This is a genomic window from Pseudomonas sp. XP2, from assembly GCF_053557975.1.
The window spans coordinates 135,314-157,520 of sequence record NZ_JBNRIK010000010.1; the positions used below are offsets into that span (position 1 = coordinate 135,314).

Consider the following 22,207-nt stretch of genomic DNA (forward strand, 5'->3'; position numbering starts at 1 on the left):
CGCGATGACTACAGAAACCGAAGCGGCCGGTCACGCGCCGGCCGCATCTGCCATGAGCAGCTTCGAGCGCTATCTGACCCTGTGGGTGCTGCTGTGCATCGTTGCCGGCATCGCGCTGGGCCAGTTCGCGCCGGGCGCGTTCCAGGCCATTGGCCAGCTGGAAGTCGCCCAGGTCAACCTGCCGGTGGGCTTGCTGATCTGGGTGATGATCGTGCCGATGCTGCTGAAGGTGGACTTCGGCGCACTCGGCCAGGTCAGGCGACACTGGCGCGGCATCGGCGTCACGCTGTTTGTGAACTGGGCGGTCAAGCCGTTTTCGATGGCGCTGCTGGCGTGGATCTTCATCCGCCATGTCTTCGCACAGTGGCTGCCGGCCGGGCAGCTGGACAGCTACATCGCCGGGCTGATCCTGCTGGCCGCCGCGCCCTGCACGGCGATGGTGTTCGTGTGGAGCCGGCTGACCGGCGGCGATCCGGTGTTCACGCTGTCGCAGGTGGCGCTGAACGACACCATCATGGTGTTCGCCTTCGCGCCCGTCGTCGGCCTCCTGCTGGGCCTGTCGTCGATCATCGTGCCATGGGCCACGCTACTGGTGTCGGTCGCGCTCTACATCGTCATTCCTGTCATCCTCGCGCAGCTCTGGCGCCGGGCGCTGCTGCGCCGGGGTCAGGTTGCGTTCGACCGGGCGCTGGAACGTATTGGCCCGCTGTCGATCGCCGCGCTGCTACTGACGCTGGTGCTACTGTTCGCCTTTCAGGGAGAGGCCATTATCCGGCAACCGCTGGTGATCGCCATGCTGGCGGTGCCGATCCTGATCCAGGTGTTCTTCAATTCCGGGCTGGCGTACTGGCTCAACCGCAAGGTAGGCGAGAAGCACAGCATCGCCGGCCCCTCGGCACTGATCGGCGCGAGCAACTTCTTCGAGCTGGCCGTGGCCGCCGCCATCAGTCTGTTCGGCTTCCACTCGGGCGCGGCGCTGGCCACCGTGGTTGGCGTGCTGATCGAGGTGCCGGTGATGCTGCTGGTGGTGCGCGTGGTCAACCGCTCGCGCGGCTGGTACGAGCGCCAAGCGTAATCATGGACAACACCATCCCGCGCTCTCGCGGCTGGCTGATTCCCTCGCTCGGACTGACGCAGATCGTCGCGTGGGGGTCGATGTTCTACGCCTACGGCGTCCTGATGCAGCCCATGCAGGACGAACTCGGCCTGTCCAAGCCCGCCATCGTCGGGGCTTATTCGGTGGCCTTGCTGATCTCGGGACTGCTTTCGACCGCGGCCGGCAGCATCATCGACCGCATCGGTGGACGTCTGCTGATGGGAAGCGGCGCCTTGCTGGCCGCCGTCATGCTCGCGTGCCTCTCGCGGGTACACAACGCGACGGAGCTTTACCTCGTGTGGGCCGGTATCGGCGTGGCCATGAGCGCGACCTTGTACCAGCCGGCCTTCGCGGTCATCACGCAGGTCCATGGCAGCAACTATCGCCGGGCGATCACGCACCTGACGTTGTTCGGCGGTTTCGCCAGCACGGTATTCTGGCCGCTGACGCAAACGCTGTTGCAACACGTCGGCTGGCGCGAGGTCTGGTTGATCTATGCGGCCGCGAACCTGCTGATCTGCCTGCCCATCCATGCCAGCCTGCCAAAGGGACGCGGCCCGGCACACGGCACACCCCCAGCGCGGACGGAAACCCGATCCCGCAATCTCACCGCGGTCATGCGCGAACCGGTGTTCTATCTCGTCACGGCGGCTGTGACGCTGAATGCACTGGTGTTCGCGGCGATGTCGCTGCACATGATCCCAGTCTTGCAGGCACATGGCATCTCTGCCGCAAATGCGGCCTGGGTCGGTGCGCTGATCGGGCCAATGCAGGTACTCGGCCGTGTGGTGCAAGCCACGGTCGGCAAGCGGGCCAGCACGCGCCAGGTCGGCATGGCGGCCATCAGTCTGCTGCCGCTGTCATTGCTCCTGCTCTTTGCTTCCGAGCAGTGGCTGCCGGTGTATGTCGTGTTTGCCGCGCTCTACGGCATCGGCAATGGCGTCATGACGATCGTACGAGGCGCCTTGCCCGCCGAGCTGTACGGTCGGGCCGCTTATGGCGCCATCAGCGGCGCGATGGCGACACCCGTGCAGATCGCAGTGGCCGCCGGCCCCTTCGTGGCCTCGCTGCTGTATTCCGCCGGCAACGGCTATCCCGGCACGCTGCTGGCCCTGACCGGCATCAGCGCGGCGGGCGCGATCCTGTTCGGCTATGTGATCAGGCATCTGCGCCAGCAATCCATGCTTCTCTCGAACGAAGGCACCTCGACATGAGCCACATCACGATCTACCACAATCCCGATTGCGGCACGTCACGCAACGTCCTCAGCCTGATTCGCAACAGCGGCGAGGAACCGGCTGTCATCGAATATCTGAAGACACCGCCCGACCGCGACATGCTGAAGGCGCTGATCGCCGCGATGGGCATCCCGGTACGCGCGGTGCTGCGCGAGAAAGGCACGCCGTATGCGGAACTCGGCCTGGGAGATCAGAAGTGGAGCGACGAGCAATTGATCGACTTCATGCTCCAACATCCGATCCTCATCAACCGACCTATCGTGGTCACGCCGCTGGGCACGCGCCTGTGCCGCCCGTCGGAAACAGTGCTCGACATCCTGCCGCAACCGCAGCGCGGCGCGTTCAACAAGGAAGACGGCGAGCCGGTAGTGGATGTGGAGGGCCGTCGTGTCTGAATCCCGTCTCGACCTGCCGAACATCGACGCCGCATTGCTCCAGCCGCCGGACATGGAACGGCTACTGGCACCCGAACGTTCCACCCATGCGCCACGCTTCCTGCTGCTCTACGGCTCGCTGCGCGAACGCTCGTTTAGCCGACTGGCCGCCGAAGAGGCAGCCCGCGTGCTGCGGGCGTTGGGCGGCGAGACGCGGCTGTTCAACCCGTCGGGCCTGCCGCTGGTGGATGACGCGACCGAGGATCATCCCAAGGTCAGGGAACTGCGCGAACTCGCGCAGTGGGCCGAGGGTATGGTGTGGAGTTCGCCGGAGCGCCATGGCGCGATGTCCGGCCTGATGAAAACGCAGATCGACTGGATTCCGCTGTCAGTCGGCGCGGTGCGTCCGACTCAGGGCAAGACGCTGGCAGTGATGCAGGTGTCGGGCGGCTCGCAATCTTTCAATGCTGTCAATCAGATGCGCGTGCTGGGCCGCTGGATGCGGATGCTGACCGTCCCCAACCAGTCCTCGGTCGCCAAGGCGTATCAAGAATTCGATGAAGCGGGACGCATGAAACCGTCGGCCTACTACGACCGCATTGTGGACGTGATGGAGGAACTGATGAAGTTCACGCTGCTCACGCGCGATGCGTCGCCGTATCTGGTGGACAGGTATAGCGAGCGCAAGGAAAGCGCCGAGGCGTTGACCAAGCGCATGCAGCAGGCGGTAATCTGATAACCCCTGATTCCATTCGCCTATCGCCGCACGACGGCCTTGGCCACTGGAGGCCCCATTGCATCGCGACAGCATCGTAGGGCGGTGCGACTGCGAAAAGAGCAGTCCTTGGACTTCAATGGAAGTCGTTGGATGAACTTTGTTGCCGAGGGCGAAAAACAAGGCTATAATTGAGTTCTTCACTGATCACCACAGTGAAGAAAGTGATTGGGAAACAGAGACTTAGCGCTCTAGTGCATGACTCGTTTCCCGCTCCAAATAAAGATATACAGGTTTAATCAGAATCGGTATATCGTCGAAAAGGCCCTTAGGGGCCTTTTTTCGTTTCTGCAGTCTTCACCGAAAATCAGCGTTATCCCGGCATTTCAAAGGCAGCAACTAGTCCAGAATTGAAATCGCCCAATTCGTTTCTGCGGGGAGAGCTGCTCATGAATCCTCACATTCGCTAAAAGCCGCGCCCCCGCATTCGTAAAATGCCCTTTGAGCCCGCCAGGCTGTGAGTCTGGCCTGAATCCATTCAACATGGAGCTCAATCTGCTGCCGTGGCTAGGATTTCGAGCTCGGTCGCCCCGGGATATGGCTAAGTATCGACTTGGAAAAGCCGCCATCGACACAAATATCCTGCCCGGTAACAAAGCCGGCTAGCGGGCTAACGAGAAACTCGATCACGTTCGCGATATCCATTGGCTCACCAATTCTCCCCAGCGGAATAATCCCTTCCCGTGCTCTCTTGATCTGTGGGTCTGCGTACATTTTTTCAGACATGGGTGTATGCGTCATACCTGGCGACACGACATTCACTCGGATGCCATCAGGTGCCCACTCCAGCGCCAGCGTTTGCGCCAACATGGTTAATGCTGCCTTGGTGGGGCTGTAGGCGCCAGAGCCGGCGTGTGGAAGCTGGCCAGACATCGACGAGGTGAAGCACGCTGAGCCTCGGCTCTCGCGAAGGTGCGGGTAGGCCGCTTTGGCTAGCAGCCAGGCGCCGCGAAGATTCACGGCGAACATGTCGTCCCAATCCTTGATGGACAAGCTACAGATCGCGCCCGGGCTGGCGATGCCAGCATTCGCAACAAGCGCGTCAAGCCCCCCAAATTCGGCTACTGTAGCTGCCACAAGTTGGTCAGGTACTGCAGGGTCGCCGAGATCACCCGACAGCGAGATCGCGATGCCACCCATCGACTCTATCGTTCGAACGACGTCGTCCTGCGTCGCGTTTGACGTCTGCCCGCACACGGCAATTTTCGGCTGCGAGCCCCGGGCAAGTGCAGCCTCCGCGATCCTCAGGCATGTAGAAGCACCGATGCCGCTACTACCGCCACTCACCAAAGCTCTCATTCAATTGCCCTCACACGTAGATTTTGTTTTAGGTGGAAGGCTCAAACTACAAAACTGAAAGCTACTTTGCAATCAAATTGACAATGGAATCCAGTTCCGTTATCGTTTTTTTCGTCATCAGGATGTCCTTAACAGCGCAGTGGCTGTCGCTCTCCAGGTGCATCCATCATCGCGTCTTCCTGCAGGCGATAGTGGTCACCCTACAAAATTCATAATATGAATGGCCCGTTTCACTTCGGTGAGTCCTCAACTGAAAGGATGTTTCGATATGATCATCAGCACGTTTTCTTATCTGTGGTCATCCACGGCAATCGATGCAATTGCGCAGTTGTCAGAGCATGGGCACCGCGTGTTCGAGGTGCCCGTAAGCTCGCCCCATTGCTGGCCGGTGGAAATGTCTATCGCAGAGCGTTCTGCTGCAAGCGTGCGTCTGCGTCAGTACGACGCAAAGATCAGGTCGCTCAATGCCGGCGGCTATGACGTCAACCTGGCCAGTCCCGCCGCCAATATGCGTCAGAAGAGCATCGATCACATCAAGGCAGTGATTGACCTGGCAGTCGCTTGGGATACCCAAGAGGTGGTGATATCCCCGGGTACCCGGCGCCCGATGATTTCTCCACCGCTTGAAAAGACTTATGACTGGATGTACGAGAGCCTGGCGGTTTTAACGCCGCTTGCGAAACAGGCGGGTGTTCGCTTGCTGCTGGAAAATACCCCATATTGCTTCACGCCTACGATGGGGGAGCTGGCAGAGGTTGTTGCCACTATCAATGATGATGTCGTCAGGGTCGTTTATGACATCGCCAACGCTGCTTACATAGGTGAGGATCCGGTAGCCAGTCTGCTGACCTATCGCAGCGCTATCGACTTTGTGCATGTGTCCGACACCGGCATGGATGTTTGGGGCCATGATCCAGTGGGCACCGGAGTCGTGGATTTCGTCGGACTGGGTGAGGCCGTTCAGGCGACCTGCGGTATTGAAAACTGCGTGCTCGAAATCATCCGCGAAGAAAACGCCTTGTACGAGCTGAACAAAGGTGTGCAGGATCTGCGGGAGAAGGGTTGGAACATTCCGTAATTGCGTTTCAATCGCTCGTCATCACAGTAGCCCTGAGGCCCGCAATGGGCCCAGGTCCAAGTCAGAGCGTCAGCGTGCAGGTAGCGGGCTTTCACCGTTGACCGAAGTCCACAGCGACCAGCACTCGCCAACCTTGATGGCGGACTGTTTCAGATGTTCGATATGAGCATTCAGGGTTTCCTCTCGCATGCGGGCGATAGGGCCGGCGATGCTGAGGGTTGCCACCGGGGCTGAGTTGGCCGGGCGTGTTTTATCGAATACAGGCACTGCCACAACGCACACACCCACTTCACCTTCTTCTCTGACTACAGCATGCCCCTCTTTGCGGATCAGGGCGATGTCATCGAAAATATCGCGTATCGAAACGCGAGCGTTGGGCCCTGCGTACTCTCGGCTTTTCTCGATATCCCAGGCGGCGAGAATGCGCATGGCGCGCTCATCAGGCATGGTGGAGAGCCATGCTTTACCAGCCGCGGTGGTATGGGGGATGATTTTTTCGTCCAGGGCGCGGCGGTATTGAAGGCCCCTGGTGTTATTCGTGGCCTGCAGCACCCAACTCAGATGATCCTCAGCAACTTCCGCCAGGCGAACATGCTCGCCGGTTTCGCTGGCGAGTTCGTCGAGCAAAGGTTGCATTATTCTGGCAAAGCCGGTTTCACTGATGTAGTTCACGCCCATGCTGGGAATTTTAAGCGTCAGGCAGTAGTGGTCCTGCTCGTCTTGGTAAACGTAGCCTCTTTCCCGCAGGGCGCTCAATATACGGTGAGCTGTGGCCATAGCCACTTGAGTCTGTTCACTGATGTCAGACAGGGCGAGGCCGCCTGGATGGGAAAGGAGCAGTTCCAAAGTATTGAAGTAGCGGCCTATATGTGACAATTTTCTAATCCTTAATTTCGTGCCAGCGTTTTAGACCTTGATGGGAACACCACCCAGGCGATCTGACTCATAGGCCGCCTCGATGATACGCATGACGCGGTGCATGGTGGCGAGCCCGGCACCTGCATAAGCACTATCACGGTCAGGCGCGAGTATGTCGATTACGAAGTTGTCGTAATACACGTCAGAGTTCAAGCTCATGTGCAGGTCACTTGCCTGCCCGGACGCGTCCACCAGCCGCATGCCATCTGCGGTGGAGCGTGCGTAGAACTGATCCGTTGACATTGAAAATGAATACTCCCGTTGCTCGGGCGTATTGGCGGGATAATTGTACCCCGTTTCGATAGTGCAGATGCACCCACTCTCGGTCACCAGGGTCATCAACGAGCCAATCTCTACGGCTGTCAGTAGCGGGTCGCGATACATCACGGCTGACACGCTTCGAATCGCCTCGCCGGAAATTTCCTGAACCAGATCGACGAAATGAGGGGCGAGATTGATCGTGCATCCGCCACCCGAGCGTTTCGGCTCAAGCATCCAGGAGCAGCTGTTGGTCAGGTAGCGTCCAGGCGGGCCAGCGTTGAATCGAAACGCCAGGGTTCTCCACTTGGCATCACTCTGCCTGGCTTGCTGTTTCAGGCGGTTCAATAACTCGCTGTGCCTCCATATCAACGGCACCGCCACGAACAGGCCGCTGGCTTGTGTGCGTTGGTAAAGATCCAGCACTTCGTGTTGGGTTAGCCCGCAAGGCTTTTCCATCGCGAAGGGGACCTTTTGCTCGATCAATGCCTCGCCCATGGCATGCAGCTCATCGTGCGGGCCAAAGGAGAAGGCAAAATCAGCTTCCTCGTTTTCCAGCAGGGTTTCCCAGTGATCGTAAAGTTTTGCTCCGAAACGCTGGGCGAGAGCAGGCCCCCGCGACCCCGTTGCGTCGGATACCGCCGTGACCGTTACATCAGGCAGACGCTCCAGAGCATCAAGATAGAGCGGGGTGTGCCAGTGGCTGACTTCCAGGAGAACGACTTTCAAACATCCACCCTTTATTAATAAGTATGTTTGACAAACTTGGCGACGCTAACGGGGTTTCGGATCGGACCACCGACGAATAGCGCGCAAGCGACACTGCAGAGGTTGCCAGCAGGCTAGCATGACCCTGTTACGAACGGAAGTAAGTTACGTTCTATTGGGGTGCCAAACGCTGGGAAGGCATGGCGGCCAGCGTCACGGAGGTGAGCGGGCCGAGAGCATGCGCATCGTGGAGGTTTTGATTGACGCAATGAAGAACCCTCGTGCTGGCTGCCGAGGGGAGGAGGGGTACTAAAGTCCCGTTGAGTAGCGACGCTCGATGTTTTTGAAGCCCAGAAAATCAAGTGCCAGCAAGGCCTGTCCTAAATGCATGGGCTCGCCATCAAGGGTTTTGCATCCGCGCGCTTGTGCCGTCAGTAACAACGCGGTTGGCTCGGATCGAGTGATGATGTCGACCACCACCATGGCGGGGGTTAAACGCTCTGCTTCTACTGGCATCGGATCATCGGGGTTCATGCCGAGAGGCGTCGCATTGATAACGATGTCATGACCTTCCGGGTCTGGTGGACCTGCATGCACATTGCACGAACCCTCTTTGCCAGCGCTTTGCGCCAGGTCAGCGGCGCGCTGCGGGTCCAGATCAGAAATGGTCAGTGAGTAGGCGCCAGCAGCGGCCACGGCAAAAGCGATAGCCCTTCCCGAGCCACCGGCTCCGACCAGCAGGACAGATTTCCCAAGCACAGAAACACCCTGACGCTGCATCCCCAGTACGCAGCCGAGCCCGTCGAACACAGCGCCCTCCCAGCGACCGTCCTTATCGCAGCGAACCACATTTATTGCCCCTACCTGGCGCGCGGAGGGGTGAAGGATGTCCACGACTTCAAGCATGGTCTGCTTGTGCGGCATGGTGACCAGAAGCCCGTCTAGGTTGCGCAAAGCGCGCGCGCCTTTGACGAACTCGGCCAGGGCCTGCGTACCGACCTCCAATGGAATGCACACTGCGTCAGTCTGTGCTTCGGCGAATAGCCTGTTCAGCAGCATCGGCGACCTGGCGCTCTTGAGCGGGTCACCTATCAGTCCATAGATGCGTGTTTTGCCGGTGATGTGGGGATGCATGTGAACCTACTGTAGGTGGCGAGTGCACGCAATTGCCAGCTCGCGGGTTGGATGCTTGCTGGCGGCGCACACGTTCATCGCCTTGGGGCTCAACGTGCTGCGCAGGGCAATTGCGCAACACGTTGAGCGTGATGGGTCTGGTTGTCAGGTGTGCGTCACAGCAGTTGATTTTTCAGCGCTTGATTGGGGGCGCTACTGCTCGATCTGGGATTGGACTTTTCCTGCAGCAGTTCGTACTCCTCCTTCGACATCGGCACCGCGTTGGGGTCGCCAAGTTCGCTCAGACGAATACGGAACGTTTCGCGGGTCGTGAACGCCGCAATTGCGCAGATCGCACAGATACCAAACGTCAGGGCGCCAATTTTCAGCGGGATATTTTCGGTGCCAGGCGGCGCAACCGATACGAACAGCGCTGGCAGAAACGCTGTGCATGCCACGCCGATGTTTTGACCGATAGCCATACCGGTGACGCGTACCCGGGTGCGGAACAACTCTGGGAACATGCTTGGGAAAACACCATTGAAGCCTTGGTAGGCCACGCCCCACATGAGAAGCGACAGGATCAGAGACAGCCAGAGATTGTGGATGCTGATGGCATAGAGGTACCCAAACGACAACAGGCCGCCGCAGAGCACGCCCACGATCACTGGGGGGCGACGCCCAATTCTGTCAGAGAGTCTACCGACGAATGGGATAAGTATCACCGCGCACAAGTTGCCCAGGACAGGAATCCACATGAACAAGCCTGAGGGGAAGCCAATACCGTAAGCAGGCTGGACTGCATAGGTGGCGCCGAACACGGAGGCGAGGATTGCAAGGACTGCAGAGAGTGCCATGCAGACGACGCGCAACACATCCTTCCAGCTTTCGGTGAGCACTTCGACCACTGGCAATTTGCGAGGCTTGTCCCCTGCTTGCGCCTCAGCGAAGACCGGGGCCTCATGGACTTCACGGCGGATGATCCAGCCGACCACAAGCACCACAGCGCTCAGCAGGAACGGAATTCGCCAGCCCCAGGACGCAAAAGCATCTGCGGGCATGAATTGGGCCAGTGGCAGGAACACCGCCGCCGCTAGCAGTTGCCCGGCTTGCACGCCTTGAAGGGTAAAGCTGGCGAAGTAACCACGGCGCCCGTCAGGTGCATGCTCCATGGTCATGGAGCTTGCGCAAGACACCTCGCCGGCAACCGCGAACCCTTGGATCAGACGCAAGGTAATCAGTATCGCGGGAGCCCACACGCCGATCTGGTCGTAGGTCGGGAGCAAGCCAATGCACATGGTCGAAAAGCCCATCAAGAACATGCAGTAGACCAGGACTGTCTTGCGCCCATGGCGGTCACCCAGGTGCCCCAGCACCACCGCGCCTATAGGTCGTGCGATGTACCCAACCCCGAAGCTGGCAAGTGAAACGATGATGCCGACGGTGGGATTGTCCGTTGGAAAAAACAGCTGCGGGAAAAGCAAGGCTGCGGCAGTGGCATAAATGAAAAAGTCGTAGTACTCCAACGCCGAGCCGATCCAGCCGCTAGCGGCGGCCTTCCTCGACTGACGCTTGGAGTGTGGATCGCTCGGGATGCCATGGCTCATGAAGTGTCTCCGGTACCGTGATTTTGTTATTGTAACGTCGTTCCATTTGTAATGTTGTTCCGGAGCATTGCCTTTGTCAAGGCTGCTGGCAGGTCTCACGCCCCGGTCGTCGACCTGCAACAGGCTGGCAGCTCAAGCCCGGTTCAGTGTTGATGGCAGGCGTGCATTTGCGTTGACTTGACGAGGACACGGTGCTTACTATTGTAACTGTGTTCCAAATAGAACAGCGTGACATTTTGGTTGGCGCTGCTCATAACCAGCTGAGAAGAATTCCATGAGAGTCGTTAAAGGTGCTGTTGATCGCTGCCTTGAGGCTATCGAGCTGCTGGCTCGTGAGGCCCGCTGGATGCGAATGTCTGATATTGCAGGTGAACTGGGGATGGAAAAGGGGCCGGCCCACCGTGTGCTTGCGCAGTTGGTAGAACAAGGCTGGGCCGAGCAGGATGAGGCGACCTCCCAATACCGGCTGACACTCAAGCTGGCGCTTTTAGGGCAGCGTTACCTGAACGGCATCGGGCTGCCGGAGCTTGTGCAGCCGATTATCGAAAACGTAGCGTCTTTATCCCATGAGCTGGTACGCCTGACTGTCGTCTGCGAGGGCGGTTTGTCCTGGCTCGCCTCGGCTCAAGGCGCTGCACCTGGGTTGATGTACTCGCCAGCCATGGATCAGCCAATCAATCTGTACACCACTGCAAACGGCAAAGCCTGGCTTGCATCCATGCCTGACGAGCAAGCTGTCGAAATTGCTATCCGCGACGGTCTGGGCAAAGACCTGGGTGTAGGCAAAGGCCCTAAGGCTATCAATACCGTTGAACGCTTGCTTTCCGATTTGGCGGCGACCAGGTCACGAGGTTATGGCCTCGTTGTGGAAGAGGCTGAGGCCGGTGTGTGGGCTATCGCGGTGCCGGTGAAGATGATCCCGTCGGGAGTTGTGGTCGGGACCATGAGTATTGCCGGCCCGGTGTTACGGATGCATCCAGACCGCTATGACGAATTGCATGCACTGCTCGAGGATGCTGCGAACAAGCTCGGGACGGTATGGCCTCGGCAACCCAGCGTGCAGGGGTGAAGCTCATGGATCAGTGCAGTCAATCAGCTGATGCGCGTGAACCAACCCTTATGCAAGCCGCCGCGTACCTCGCGAAAGCACGCCAAACGGGTAATCGACTAGATGCTCTGCCCTGCAATGAGGCGTCACTGAGCCTGGAGCAAGGCTTCCAGATACAGCAGCATGTCGGTGTGCTGGCCGGGAAAAAAGTGGGCGGATGGAAATGCGCATTGCCCAAACCTGGCAAGTGGATAGTCGCGCCCATCTACACCGATAGCATCGTGAGTTGCGACCGATACCCCCTGGGCTTCGCAACTTCCACAGTGCGAATCGAACCCGAGCTTGCTTGCGTGTTGGGCGCCAGTCTTCCTGCCCGCGCGGCGCCGTACACGGCCGATGACATTGCGCGGGCCATCGGCCAGGTACACCTGGCACTCGAGGTAATCGACTGTCGGTACACCGATCCGCAGAAAGTCCCGTTCGAGCAGTTGCTGGCTGACGGGTTGTTCAACCATGGGTTAGTGCTGGGGCCACGTGCCATTTCGCTGAACGCGAACAATTTGCCCACTCACCTCGATGTAACCCTGAGTCATCCAGGTGTAGAGCCTGTGAGCATTGCCGGCACTCACCCGGATCAAGACCCCGTCTCACCGATTGTCTGGCTGGCAAATTTTCTTTCTGCACATGGCATCGATCTGCAAGCGGGTCAGGTCGTTATCACCGGGTCCTATGCAGGGCTGCTCGAAGTTCCCACCCACCAGCCGCTGGACATCCAGTTCGGCGAGGCAGGATCTCTGTCTGTCTTTTTTTCAACGCTTGAGGAGTAACGTATGCGCTTGGTTCGTTTCGGTTTGCCAGGACAAGAACTGCCTGGGATTTTGGATGCTCGAGGACAGGTCAGGGATCTTTCTGGCATCGTCGATGATATCGATGCCGCAGCGCTGGCACCGTCCAGTCTCGAAAAACTACGAGGCATCGACATTGAGCGCCTGCCACTGGTACCGGCCGGGACACGTTTGGGCCCGTGCGTGGGCAGCGTGCCGAACCTGATCTGTATCGGCCTCAATTATTCTGACCACGCCGCCGAAACCAACACGCCCATTCCGAGCCAACCTGTGGTGTTCAACAAGCACACCGGGGCGATCAGTGGTGCAAATGACCCTGTGATCCTGCCGGGTGATGCAAAGAAGCTCGACTGGGAGGTCGAACTGGCCATCGTGATTGGTTCACCTGCCTGGCACGTAGAGGAAAGCAAGGCGCTGGATCATATCGCCGGTTACTGCCTGGCAAACGATGTCTCCGAGCGCGCCTATCAGCTTGAGTACGAAGGGCAATGGACAAAGGGCAAGAGCAGCTTTTCCTTCGCGCCACTTGGCCCTTGGCTGGTGACTCGTGATGAAATCGCCGACCCGCAGAACCTCGACCTCTGGCTGGAAGTGAACGGCAAGCGTTATCAGAACGGTAACACTCGGACGATGATTTTCAGCGTGGCTCACATCGTGTCCTACCTCAGTCGTTTCATGCCCCTGCTGCCGGGTGACGTCATCATCACCGGCACACCGCCCGGCGTAGGCCTGGGCCAGAAGCCGCATGTGTTTCTCAAGGCCGGGGACGTCATGCGTGTAGGTGGAACGGGGTTGGGCGAGCAGTGCCAGACTGTAGTTCCCTATGTTTCGGAGATGGGCGCAGCCTGGGTTGACGGTCGCTACCCTAACGTTGATTGACCCCGGAGTAAAAGATATGAGTTTTGCAGGAACAGGCGTAGTCGCAATTTGGCATGATCTTTTGCCCGAGGCGCGGGATGAGTTCTACGAGTGGCATAACCGTGAGCACATGCCAGAGCGCGCGGCGATCCCTGGTTTTCAGCGGGGACGGCGATACATCGCGCTCGATGCGGGGCCTCTCTATTTCAATCTGTACGAGGCCGATACCGTCGGGGTGTTAGGGGGGGCAGATTACCTGGCTCGCCTCAATGCGCCGACACCCTGGACACAGAAAGTCGTGCAGTCGTATCGCAATGTTGCTCGATCGATCTGTGACGTGCACTACACCGCCGGCGTAGGAAATGGCGCCTACCTGGTCACCCTGCGCTTCAATGTAACCGCCGAACGCCACGCAGACGTTCTCCAGGCGTTGCGTGATCAGGTGCTGCCTCCACTGGCCGATGCTCAGGGGATCACGGGGATCCACCTTTGCACCGCCGATGAGGCCGTCAGCAAGGTTGAGACTGCGGAGAAAAAGGCCCGATCGGAGGGTACTGAAATCCCATCCTGGATCATCATCATCGAAGGCTGTGCCGCAGACTATGTCGGGCATGCCAGAGCGCAACTGGTCGAGGCCGTTGGCAACGTGCTGGACGAACCTGAACCGCAACTTGCCACGACGCTTTATCAACTGGAATACACCCGCTGCAAGACCCCTTCCAGCGCCGGGTGATAATTGCCGAGTTGCACTAAGCAAACAACGTTCCGCGTTTTGCTCCTTTGGGTGCGCCGCGCGTGCAGATAAGCACGCTGCGGGCGCGCTCTTTTTCGGCCAGCGTCCCGGCGCTGCAGTGCGTGCGAAAAAAAACGCTATTCAAGGGTGATGCGTCAAACGACAACAAGAATTAAAACCTCGTTGAATGAATGTTCGGCGTGAAGGGCTGCGTTTCAATTAACTATCTGTTGTGGAAAAAATAAAAATGAAAATCCGCGCATCCGACTCTATTTTCAGTCACGCAAACGTGTTTATCGCCGTGCCGCTGCTGAGTACTGCAATCAGCGCACAGGCAGTCGAAAGCGGGTTTGTAGAGGATTCAACGGCAGGATTGAACCTGCGTAATTATTATATTAACCGCAACTATGTCAGCGACTCTGCGACTCAAAGTAAGGCCGAGGCGTGGAGCCAGGCGTTCATCTTGAACTACAAGTCCGGCTTCACCCAAGGCTTGGTAGGTTTTGGACTGGACGCCATGGGTCTTTATGCTGTGAAACTGGACGGTGGCCGTGGCACGCCGGGGACCCAATTGCTGCCGATTCATGACGATGGCCAAGCGGCAGATGATTATGGGCGGCTGGCCATTGCAGGCAAAGTCAGGATCTCCGCTACGGAGCTCAAGGTCGGCGAATGGATGCCTACACTACCGATCTTGCGTTCCGATGACGGGCGTTCGTTGCCGCAGACGTTCAGAGGTGCGCAGGTCACTTCTCGAGAGATCGAAAATCTCACTTTGTTTGGCGGCCAATTCCGAGCCAACAGCCCACGAAACGATGCCAGCATGGACGATATGTTCCTTGCCCAGAAGCCGGGCGTCTTCTCGGATCGGTTCAACTTTGTGGGTGGTGAGTACACGTTCAACGACAAGCGGACGTTGCTCGGTGGTTGGGGCGCTGAGTTGAAGGATATCTACCGCCAGCAGATGATCCAGATCACTCACAGCCAGCCCATTGGCACATGGACACTGGGTGCCAACGTCCAATGGTTCACGGGGAAGGATGACGGGCGATCATTGGCGGGTGGTCTCGACAACCGGACCTGGTCTGGATTGTTTTCCGCGATGCACGGTGCGAACACCTTTTACATAGGCCTGCAGAAGGTTTCCGGCCAGGACGGCTGGATGAAAGTCAACGGCACTTCAGGTGGCTCATTGGCCAACGACAGCTTTAGCTCCAGCTACGAAAATGCCAATGAGCGTTCCTGGCAGGTGCGCCACGATTATAATTTTGTGGCGTTGGGCGTTCCGGGCCTGGTGCTTATGAACCGCTATATCAAAGGTAGCGGTATTCATATTGGGGGTGAGACCGGTGTCAAGGAGTGGGGGCGGGAGACCGAACTGGCCTATGTGTTCCAGTCTGGCGCGCTCAAAGACTTGAATATCAAATGGCGGAACTCGACGTTACGTCGGGGTTGGGGCACCCATACAAGCTTCAATGAAAACCGATTGGTCCTCAACTATCCGTTTCCGCTGTTTTGATGCAGAGGGATGGGCGGCAGTCTGTATCAGGCCACGCAGCGTCCAGCCCGTAGGCAGGTAGCCCTGAATTTTAGGTACAAAGACCGCGACGCGTTGCTGAGCGCCGTACCGAACGTGGCTTACCTGGGCATCTCGCTTATCACGTCCGCAGGCATTTCGGAAAGTTCGGGTGCGCTCAACAGGTCCACTGCGGACAGCAGCGCATCGGGTTCGATGGGGCTTTCCAGGATCACGGTGTGTTGGGTGTGATTGTCGATCAGGCGCAGAGTCGGTGTGGCGTTCAATCCGTTCTGCGAGGCTTCCGTGTTTTGGCGGGCCGCGGTTTGAGCCACCGCTTTACCCGCCAGGCAGCGTTGCAGGCCTGGCGTCCCACCGGAAGAGGTGCTGACGGTGGCCAACCCCTGGCCGTTGCTTTGCGAGTGCAGGTAGACCCAGACACCTGCCCCCCACAGGCCCTCTGGGCCTTCGGGCTGGCCTACGCATTCGAGCAGCCGCGCTTCGCGACTGGATGCAGGCTCGTTTTGTGGCAACGGCAGATCGGGCCAGGCCAGGTTGACGTGATCGTTGGTGACGATCCAGCGCTGCAGTTGGGGCAGGTAGAACCGGCAATGGGGGCATTCAAGGTTGGTGTAGAGCGTGACCGTAAAGCGTGCTTCGGGGTTGCCATAGATCCACGGTGGGCCGCTATCGGCAGCGGGGTGTAAGGGTAGCGGTAGCCACCAGCACAGAGCCAGACCCGCGACAGCGAGCCAACCGCAGGTCCATTTCAGGTTTTGCGCCGTTATCCGTTTGCGCATGGTGTCGCTCCTGACAGTTCCTTGTTAACCCGCTTTAAAGGCTCGTTGCCACGTGCACGGTCGATGTCATGAGCCCGAGTTCGGTGATGCCGTGTCCCTGCATGAGGGTATGACGCGCGGTTTTTCCCCCCAGTTCCGTCATTGCCAACGGCAGGCACAGGCTGGCTCGCACGGCGCGAAACAGCAGGTCTATCGACTTGGACAGAAACCCACCCTCACAGGCTATTTCCCTCGGCCATTTAGCTATCCGACCGCCGAACGACCGGTTTCGGCCATATAAGCCAGTCTGGCTTCATCTCAAGGTACCGCCTAAAAAATATCAGATCTTTGCCTGATATTTTCGCCAGTAGTCAATTTGATGAAAGCGGATTCAAATGATCAAGGGCAACGGGCTGGGTGAGTGTGATGAAGCCTATAGATAACGACGCCGGACCAAGGCTGCCAGATTTTGTCAGTACCAGAGTGAAGTCGTTTGTACAAGAGCGTTTGAATGCAGTGTGGGGCGGGCGCCATCTGTTGCCGCGTTGGTTCGGCTTTCGATGAATAGTAGTATTTCAGATGATCAAGCGGAACGTATTGTCAAAGGATGCATTGCTGCCATTAGAACAATCCGCGGCTGAACGCGCTATACAAGGTCGCCGCCGTGAAGACCGGAAAACCACTACCTGTCAAAATTGCCAGTTTTTCATAGGTCCAATTCTATGTATGTTGTTCCTTCACACGGAATGTCGCATACAAGGAGTGGGACCTATGAACAGACTTGTCAAATCACTCGCAGTCGCGGGCCTGATGCTTCACCTGCAGAGCCCAAGCGCTGCTCCAGTTGGTGTACCTGCTAAAGCTGTGCAGAATAACCTGGCCCCCTGTTTCACGGCCGGTAACGGTGTGAACTGTGAAGTTTCGGGTGTGGCGCGAGTCGGCGAAAATCTCATCCTTGCTAATGACAAGAAAATGCCTAGGCCTGGCGGTCCTGCAATTTTTACAATGGCACTTGATGATCATCGTATCGTCGGCACGCCCTCCTATCTAGAGGGAACGGTGCTGCTCAAGGCAGACAAGTTTGAAGGCCTTACAACCACGCTGGATGGGAAGTATGTCATCGCCATCACTGCGTTCAACAATCCTTCCAATGACGCCCTCAATACGTTGCTCTACTGGCCAGTGAGCGAACCAAAAAATGCTAAGGTCATCTCTGTATCAACGGGCACTCAGGTGACAAACTCGCAATCTTTGCGGGCGAAAATTAACGAAGCCGTAGGCTCGTCTTATTATCAGATTGAGGCGATTTCTACTTCGCCTGGCGACCGTTTGCTGATAGGTATTCGTAAGCATGGTAAAGAGAGCAAACAAGCAAAATTCTCGTTTTTATTGCTGTCAATTTCTTGCTCCATCAATGAGCAGGGCGTTCAGCTTGGCGACCAATTTGAGATTGTTTTGAGCCTGACGCCTGACCAACTGGTCGAAAAACTGGGTATGCAGGCAGGGGCGTATCCTGAGTTGGGGCTTTCTGGGCTCGAGTTTGACCGCTACAACCAAGACCGCCTTTACGCAGTTACCAGTTACGAGCGAGACGGTAAGGAGGTCGGCCAGAAAGAGATTGGCGGCTTCTTGTGGGTGTTGCCGTTTGAAGGCTCTAAGCTTGGTGAGCCTCAGCCTGTCAGGCTTGAAGAAGGGGCTGTGGTGGCCTTCAACCACAAGCCCGAGGGTGTGGAGGTACTTGACGACAGCCATGTGCTGATCGTGCATGACGACGACCGGGTAAGGGTGGAAGATCCCGAGACGCACACCAGGCGTCAAGAGCACGAATTTGGCTACAGTGTCGTAACCTTCGGCGCAGAGTAAGTTGGAACCTAGGTGCTGATCGGTCTCATTCGGGTAGCCAGCGATCACCGGCCACGGAAATCATCGGGCTGATTTACGCCAGCAGGCGGTAGTGAAGATCTATTTCTCCACTTTAAAGCCATTCAGTTGGACGGCTTCGGAGCTTGAAGCCGCTGGCGCAGGACTGACATTTTTACCAGTAGGCAGGCCTCGCCAAGCGATTTAGGGTCATGGTCAGCGAGGAGGCTGAGCTGCGCGAGTCACAAGAACAACCGTCGGGCACTTCCTCACAGCAACAGGGAAGTGGCAGAAATGAACGGACGAATGTTGTTAACGGCTTGGGCGGCGATCCTCCTGACCTGCGGCGCTGAAGCTTCCGACACGTTACGAATAGATGACCTCGCGCCTTATGGTCGTGGCGACACGGCCGGCTTTCAAAAATGGTGCGCGCAAGTGCGGGGTGTGAATCAGGCACCTCCAGCTGTGGTGGTCGATGGAGTTACTTTGCCCATATCGCGTGTCAAGCAGCAGCGGGATTCCCTGTGCTTCAACTTAGCTGAGGGGGTAAACAGTGGCCCGGTTTGGCTAAGTGCTGGCGGGTTTACGAGCAACGCGGTCTGGCTCAGCACAAGGCAAAGCTGGGTGCAATCTCCCAGCCAAGACCGTCTCGTGACTATCAATGACCGGGTGGTGACTGCTCTGGATTTGGTCAGTTTGATCTTGCGTGAAAATACTAACGGCCTGCTGGAGACGCGAAGGATTGCGCTTCAGTACGACGTGGACATCGTTGGGGTGATACCGCCTTTGAATGTTGTTCAAGTGCGTCTGCGCGCTCGCACATTGGCAGCGCGTCACAGCATCGTGAGCAGCATGAAAAGCGACCCTGCCGTGCAGGGGATCGTAGTGGAGGATGACAACCCAGAGCGACCGGAAGATCCTGAACGAATCATCGAGCCGCCTGACCAGGCGGGGTGGATCGCCAACAAACTCGAGCAGGCAGTGGAGGCCTTCAAGCACAATGTTCGTGAGCAAGGGCGGAGTTTTCAGCCAACTAACGTGGTAGTCGGCGTGGTAGAGAAGGGTGTCAATTTTGAATCGACTGATTTCTCGGCGTTTGCAGCGCCGTGCAAAGGCGTCGGCACGTGCCTTTACGCCCGCCACAGTTCTGCGATAAACGGGCACGGCTCAGTGGTTGCCGGAATACTTGCGGCTCGCCTGTATCCGCGCGGCAATGTGGCTTTTCTAAGTCGGTTGGGTGCCGTGGGCGGGCGCTTCGACATCATTGTGGATCGCGGCGCAGCGTCAGGTGTTACGGCTCGCATCGCTGCTTCGGTGAACCTTGTTGAAGACGGTGCGCGGGTGCTCAATTGGAGCTGGGGGGTTCACCGGATAGGAACGCTCAACCTGAGGGGCGAACCTGTAGATATCAACGTCCGCACCGACGAGGCAATGGCCGGGTACGAATTGTTATTGAGGCGTTTCTTTGATTGGTTAGAACACCGGCATTCGAGCGTTGTGGTGGTCAATTCAGCGGGTAATAGCGCCTCCACTACCGATGATCATCTGCCTGCATCATTGTCATCAGCTCAGCTTGTAGTAGTGGGTGGGCATCAGCGAAGTCGCCAGGTTGTGGATGTGGCTGACCCTCGTTTCGCAGTGCCTCGTAGCAGTTCAAACGTTGGCCCTCGTATCGACATCAGTGCTGCCGCGTGTCCGAATCCCTCTCGATCGACTGCGGTGAGGGCCGGGCGGGGTGGAGGGTGTGGCACTTCGTATGCCGCAGCCCTGGTCACTGGCGTGGTCGCTGCGATGATTTCCATCAACCCTGATCTCACCCCACGACAAATCAAGCACTTGTTACGCGAGAGTGCATTGCCGATGATTGCCAGACCTGATCAGGCACGCCGCATTGGGCCGACGCGACCGATCAGAGCTGCCGCTTGCTCGAACAATGTTGCTTGCGCAGTTGAGCAGTTTGCACGGCTGGATATGCATCAAGCCTTGGCGCTTGCGGTCAAGACAAAGCGTCACCCGTCCATGGCTGAAGATGGTGGTGGTGAGTTACTTGAATAGCAGGAGTGGATGAGCACCAGCACGCGGGACGGCTGTTACATGTCGAGCCTCATCGAAACGCCGCTCATTGACACCTTCGCCCTTGTGGGGCCAGCGGGCGCTTCAACACGTTGTTCTGACTATCCCAGTCCCAGGGAAATTGACTTTGACCTGACAGCTGCATCGCGTCCGGCGGCAAGGTGCAGTCGTTCGGTCAACCACATGACGCCGGCAGCTTTCTCATAAAGCTCTGTAATAGACATGCTGACGTGGGGGCGTAGCAGGGCCAGGCAGCTGCGGATAACCCCTTGATGCACAGGCTGTAACCACCCATGACAAAGGCCCAGTTCCCGAGCCTGCGACCACAGAGCCGGGCCCTTGGCGAATGTTTTGGGTTCCCATAACAATGGGATGTCCGAGCTTTGAAGATAAGGGGGTCGAAAATCCAATGCCGCCTGGACGATCCTGCGTCCGCCGGGCAAGAGGTTTTCTGAGTGGAGCTCGTAGGGGGGGCTGGTGTATCTGAAGCTGTAGAAGGTAAATCCCAACCCTGCAGCGAGATGAGGGAGCTCCTTGAGCAATGCCGGTAACTCTCGCAATCGCTCCCAATCTTCTGTGGTCCTGTTGAGCATCTAACCTCCGTGTAGGAATACACGTAGCGGGACCTGCCACGTTCAACAAACTATAGGATTACAGTAAACCCCAGCTTGATAGTCAACTTTATCGTTGCGCCTGCTTGGCATAAATGAGCAAAATGTGTTGTCAGTCACTGCATATAGGGGAGGCAGTTCCCAGATCAAACACGCTGGACTACAGTGCCTGGCAATTGATTTTTTCTTATCTACGCCCTCAGTCGCCTTGCTTTGGTTTTACCTTGAGTCTCATCCTCGATCTCGAGCGTGCTTATAAACACCAGCCGCGCTTCACGGCTGGGTCGTGCTTGCCGAGGTTCTGCCTTTTTCGTAAACCAAGCAGGTTGGCGCAATGCCAATGCTGCCCGGCACGAGTTTGAACTGACCTGTCATTTTTGCTAGTGGACACAAAGCGTCACGCGATTCAAAGTCATTGCTCGAGAGGCGCGTAAGCGAGCGAATGTTGATGAGTTAAAAAACGTCGTCAGGGCGTGCGCTGACCCGCAGAGGTAATGTGTGAACCTGATGTGCCTTCATCAGTAGCCTACCCCCTATGCGGATCTACGGAGGGATTCCATGAGGGTGTCCATCTATCAACCTATACTGCTGGCGCTGCTGATACTTGTACTGCCGGGTAATGTTTGGGCAGGGCTGCCCGAATCGTTGAAGGTCATGTCATTCAATGTGCGCACACCGGTCGACGCTGCGCCTGGTAAGCGGTGGGAAGACCGTCGGGCCGCGATGGTCACGATGATTCTGGATGTCCAGCCCGCTGTTATCGGTACTCAGGAGCTCGTGCAGGAGCAGGCTGATTATCTGGCAGCTCACCTTCCCGGCTACCGTTGGTTCGGGGAGGGGCGACGCGGCGGCGACGGCGATGAACATATGGGTGTGTTCTACGACAGCACGCAGATGACGGCGGAACAATGGGGTGACTTTTGGCTGTCGGACACGCCTGACGTTGCAGGGAGCGTCAGCTGGGGCAATCTCTTTCCTCGCATGGTCAGTTGGGCGTTATTCCGTCGGATCGAGGACGGCCGCCGTTTCTATTTCCTGAATACTCATCTGCCTTATCGCGCAGAGGATGAGACGGCGCGGGTCAAGGGGGCAGAGCTGATCGCCGCTCGCGTCGACAAATTACCCATTGGCGTGCCCGTGGTGCTAACAGGTGATTTCAATGCTGAACCCGGCAGTTCGGCTTACCTGGCGCTTTCCCGCGTATTGCAGGATACCCGTCCTGTAGTGAAAACCCCGCGGGGGCCAAGCAATACCTTCCATGGTTTCACCGGCAAGGCCACAGTGCGCGTGGACTGGGTGCTGGAGCGCGGCTTCCATGCGCGCAGCTTCGTTACCGACGATCGCCTCATCAACGGCGTGCTTCCCTCGGATCACTTCCCAGTGGTGGTTGAGCTGGAGTGGACCAGCCCGTAGTCGATTA

19 protein-coding genes are annotated in these 22,207 nt (G+C 57.8%); 13 read left to right on the plus strand and 6 right to left on the minus strand.

The features are described from left to right. Positions 1-52 precede the first annotated feature (52 nt). From arsB to arsH, 4 genes are read left to right on the plus strand one after another with little or no spacing between them, the layout of a single operon-like run. Complete coding sequence (gene arsB / locus ACK1VC_RS13605) at positions 53-1,075, plus strand: ACR3 family arsenite efflux transporter (RefSeq protein ID WP_009876565.1); 1,023 nt, start codon at positions 53-55, stop codon at positions 1,073-1,075. Between the two features lie 2 nt (positions 1,076-1,077). Then, on the plus strand, positions 1,078-2,310 hold the full coding sequence (locus ACK1VC_RS13610; protein WP_009876564.1) for an MFS transporter: 1,233 nt from the start codon (positions 1,078-1,080) through the stop codon (positions 2,308-2,310). After that, on the plus strand, positions 2,307-2,729 hold the full coding sequence (gene arsC / locus ACK1VC_RS13615) for an arsenate reductase (glutaredoxin) (RefSeq protein ID WP_009876563.1): 423 nt from the start codon (positions 2,307-2,309) through the stop codon (positions 2,727-2,729). Before ACK1VC_RS13610 ends, arsC begins: the two co-directional genes overlap by 4 nt. After that, positions 2,707-3,444 carry an arsenical resistance protein ArsH gene (gene arsH / locus ACK1VC_RS13620; protein WP_009876562.1) on the plus strand — a complete coding sequence of 246 codons (738 nt, stop codon included), beginning with the start codon at positions 2,707-2,709 and terminating at the stop codon, positions 3,442-3,444. The genes arsC and arsH overlap by 23 nt, the downstream gene beginning before the upstream one ends. A gap of 546 nt (positions 3,445-3,990) precedes the next feature. Here arsH and ACK1VC_RS13625 read toward each other — a convergent pair. After that, positions 3,991-4,782, minus strand: a complete 792-nt coding sequence (locus tag ACK1VC_RS13625; RefSeq protein ID WP_191086799.1) for an SDR family NAD(P)-dependent oxidoreductase — start codon at positions 4,780-4,782, stop codon at positions 3,991-3,993. A 268-nt stretch (positions 4,783-5,050) separates the two neighbouring features. On the opposite strand from ACK1VC_RS13625, the gene ACK1VC_RS13630 reads away from it, so the two are divergent. Beyond that, entirely contained in the window at positions 5,051-5,860 is an 810-nt protein-coding gene (locus ACK1VC_RS13630) for a sugar phosphate isomerase/epimerase family protein (RefSeq protein WP_095115666.1), read from the plus strand. A 69-nt stretch (positions 5,861-5,929) separates the two neighbouring features. Here ACK1VC_RS13630 and ACK1VC_RS13635 read toward each other — a convergent pair whose 3' ends face one another. From ACK1VC_RS13635 to ACK1VC_RS13650, 4 genes are all read right to left on the minus strand, one after another. Continuing rightward, positions 5,930-6,736, minus strand: coding sequence for an IclR family transcriptional regulator (locus ACK1VC_RS13635; protein WP_082421987.1), 807 nt, complete (start codon positions 6,734-6,736; stop codon positions 5,930-5,932). 30 nt (positions 6,737-6,766) lie between these two features. Further along, on the minus strand, positions 6,767-7,765 hold the full coding sequence (locus ACK1VC_RS13640) for a Gfo/Idh/MocA family protein (RefSeq protein ID WP_024717564.1): 999 nt from the start codon (positions 7,763-7,765) through the stop codon (positions 6,767-6,769). Between the two features lie 288 nt (positions 7,766-8,053). Next, positions 8,054-8,878 (minus strand): shikimate dehydrogenase family protein, encoded by an 825-nt coding sequence (locus ACK1VC_RS13645; protein ID WP_191086798.1) that lies wholly within the window; start codon positions 8,876-8,878, stop codon positions 8,054-8,056. A gap of 155 nt (positions 8,879-9,033) precedes the next feature. Beyond that, entirely contained in the window at positions 9,034-10,464 is a 1,431-nt protein-coding gene (locus ACK1VC_RS13650; protein WP_016488188.1) for an MFS transporter, read from the minus strand. Between the two features lie 274 nt (positions 10,465-10,738). Between ACK1VC_RS13650 and ACK1VC_RS13655 the strand changes: the two genes are divergently transcribed. The 5 genes from ACK1VC_RS13655 to ACK1VC_RS13675 all read left to right on the plus strand — a co-directional run bounded on the left by ACK1VC_RS13655 (position 10,739) and on the right by ACK1VC_RS13675 (position 15,467). Further along, the gene (locus ACK1VC_RS13655) at positions 10,739-11,533 is read left to right on the plus strand and encodes an IclR family transcriptional regulator (RefSeq protein WP_016488187.1); all 795 of its coding nucleotides are present in this window, start codon (positions 10,739-10,741) and stop codon (positions 11,531-11,533) included. Between the two features lie 5 nt (positions 11,534-11,538). After that, positions 11,539-12,339, plus strand: a complete 801-nt coding sequence (locus ACK1VC_RS13660) for a 2-keto-4-pentenoate hydratase (protein ID WP_172455916.1) — start codon at positions 11,539-11,541, stop codon at positions 12,337-12,339. A gap of 3 nt (positions 12,340-12,342) precedes the next feature. Continuing rightward, positions 12,343-13,236, plus strand: a complete 894-nt coding sequence (locus ACK1VC_RS13665) for a fumarylacetoacetate hydrolase family protein (RefSeq protein ID WP_060516994.1) — start codon at positions 12,343-12,345, stop codon at positions 13,234-13,236. Between the two features lie 16 nt (positions 13,237-13,252). Beyond that, positions 13,253-13,948 (plus strand): hypothetical protein, encoded by a 696-nt coding sequence (locus ACK1VC_RS13670; RefSeq protein ID WP_016488184.1) that lies wholly within the window; start codon positions 13,253-13,255, stop codon positions 13,946-13,948. A gap of 247 nt (positions 13,949-14,195) precedes the next feature. Beyond that, entirely contained in the window at positions 14,196-15,467 is a 1,272-nt protein-coding gene (locus ACK1VC_RS13675; protein WP_191086797.1) for an OprD family porin, read from the plus strand. Between the two features lie 119 nt (positions 15,468-15,586). Here ACK1VC_RS13675 and ACK1VC_RS13680 read toward each other — a convergent pair whose 3' ends face one another. Further along, positions 15,587-16,264, minus strand: coding sequence for a DsbA family protein (locus ACK1VC_RS13680; protein ID WP_191086796.1), 678 nt, complete (start codon positions 16,262-16,264; stop codon positions 15,587-15,589). A 750-nt stretch (positions 16,265-17,014) separates the two neighbouring features. Between ACK1VC_RS13680 and ACK1VC_RS13685 the strand changes: the two genes are divergently transcribed. The 3 genes from ACK1VC_RS13685 (at position 17,015) to ACK1VC_RS13695 (ending at position 22,200) form a co-directional block, all read left to right on the plus strand. Then, complete coding sequence (locus ACK1VC_RS13685; protein WP_197884334.1) at positions 17,015-18,106, plus strand: hypothetical protein; 1,092 nt, start codon at positions 17,015-17,017, stop codon at positions 18,104-18,106. A 291-nt stretch (positions 18,107-18,397) separates the two neighbouring features. Beyond that, a complete protein-coding gene (locus tag ACK1VC_RS13690; protein ID WP_224372352.1) occupies positions 18,398-20,158 on the plus strand; it encodes a S8/S53 family peptidase in 1,761 nt (586 codons plus the stop codon). Positions 20,159-21,345: 1,187 nt separating this feature from the next. Further along, a complete protein-coding gene (locus ACK1VC_RS13695) occupies positions 21,346-22,200 on the plus strand; it encodes an endonuclease/exonuclease/phosphatase family protein (RefSeq protein WP_023047563.1) in 855 nt (284 codons plus the stop codon). The last annotated feature ends 7 nt before the right edge of the window (positions 22,201-22,207 follow it).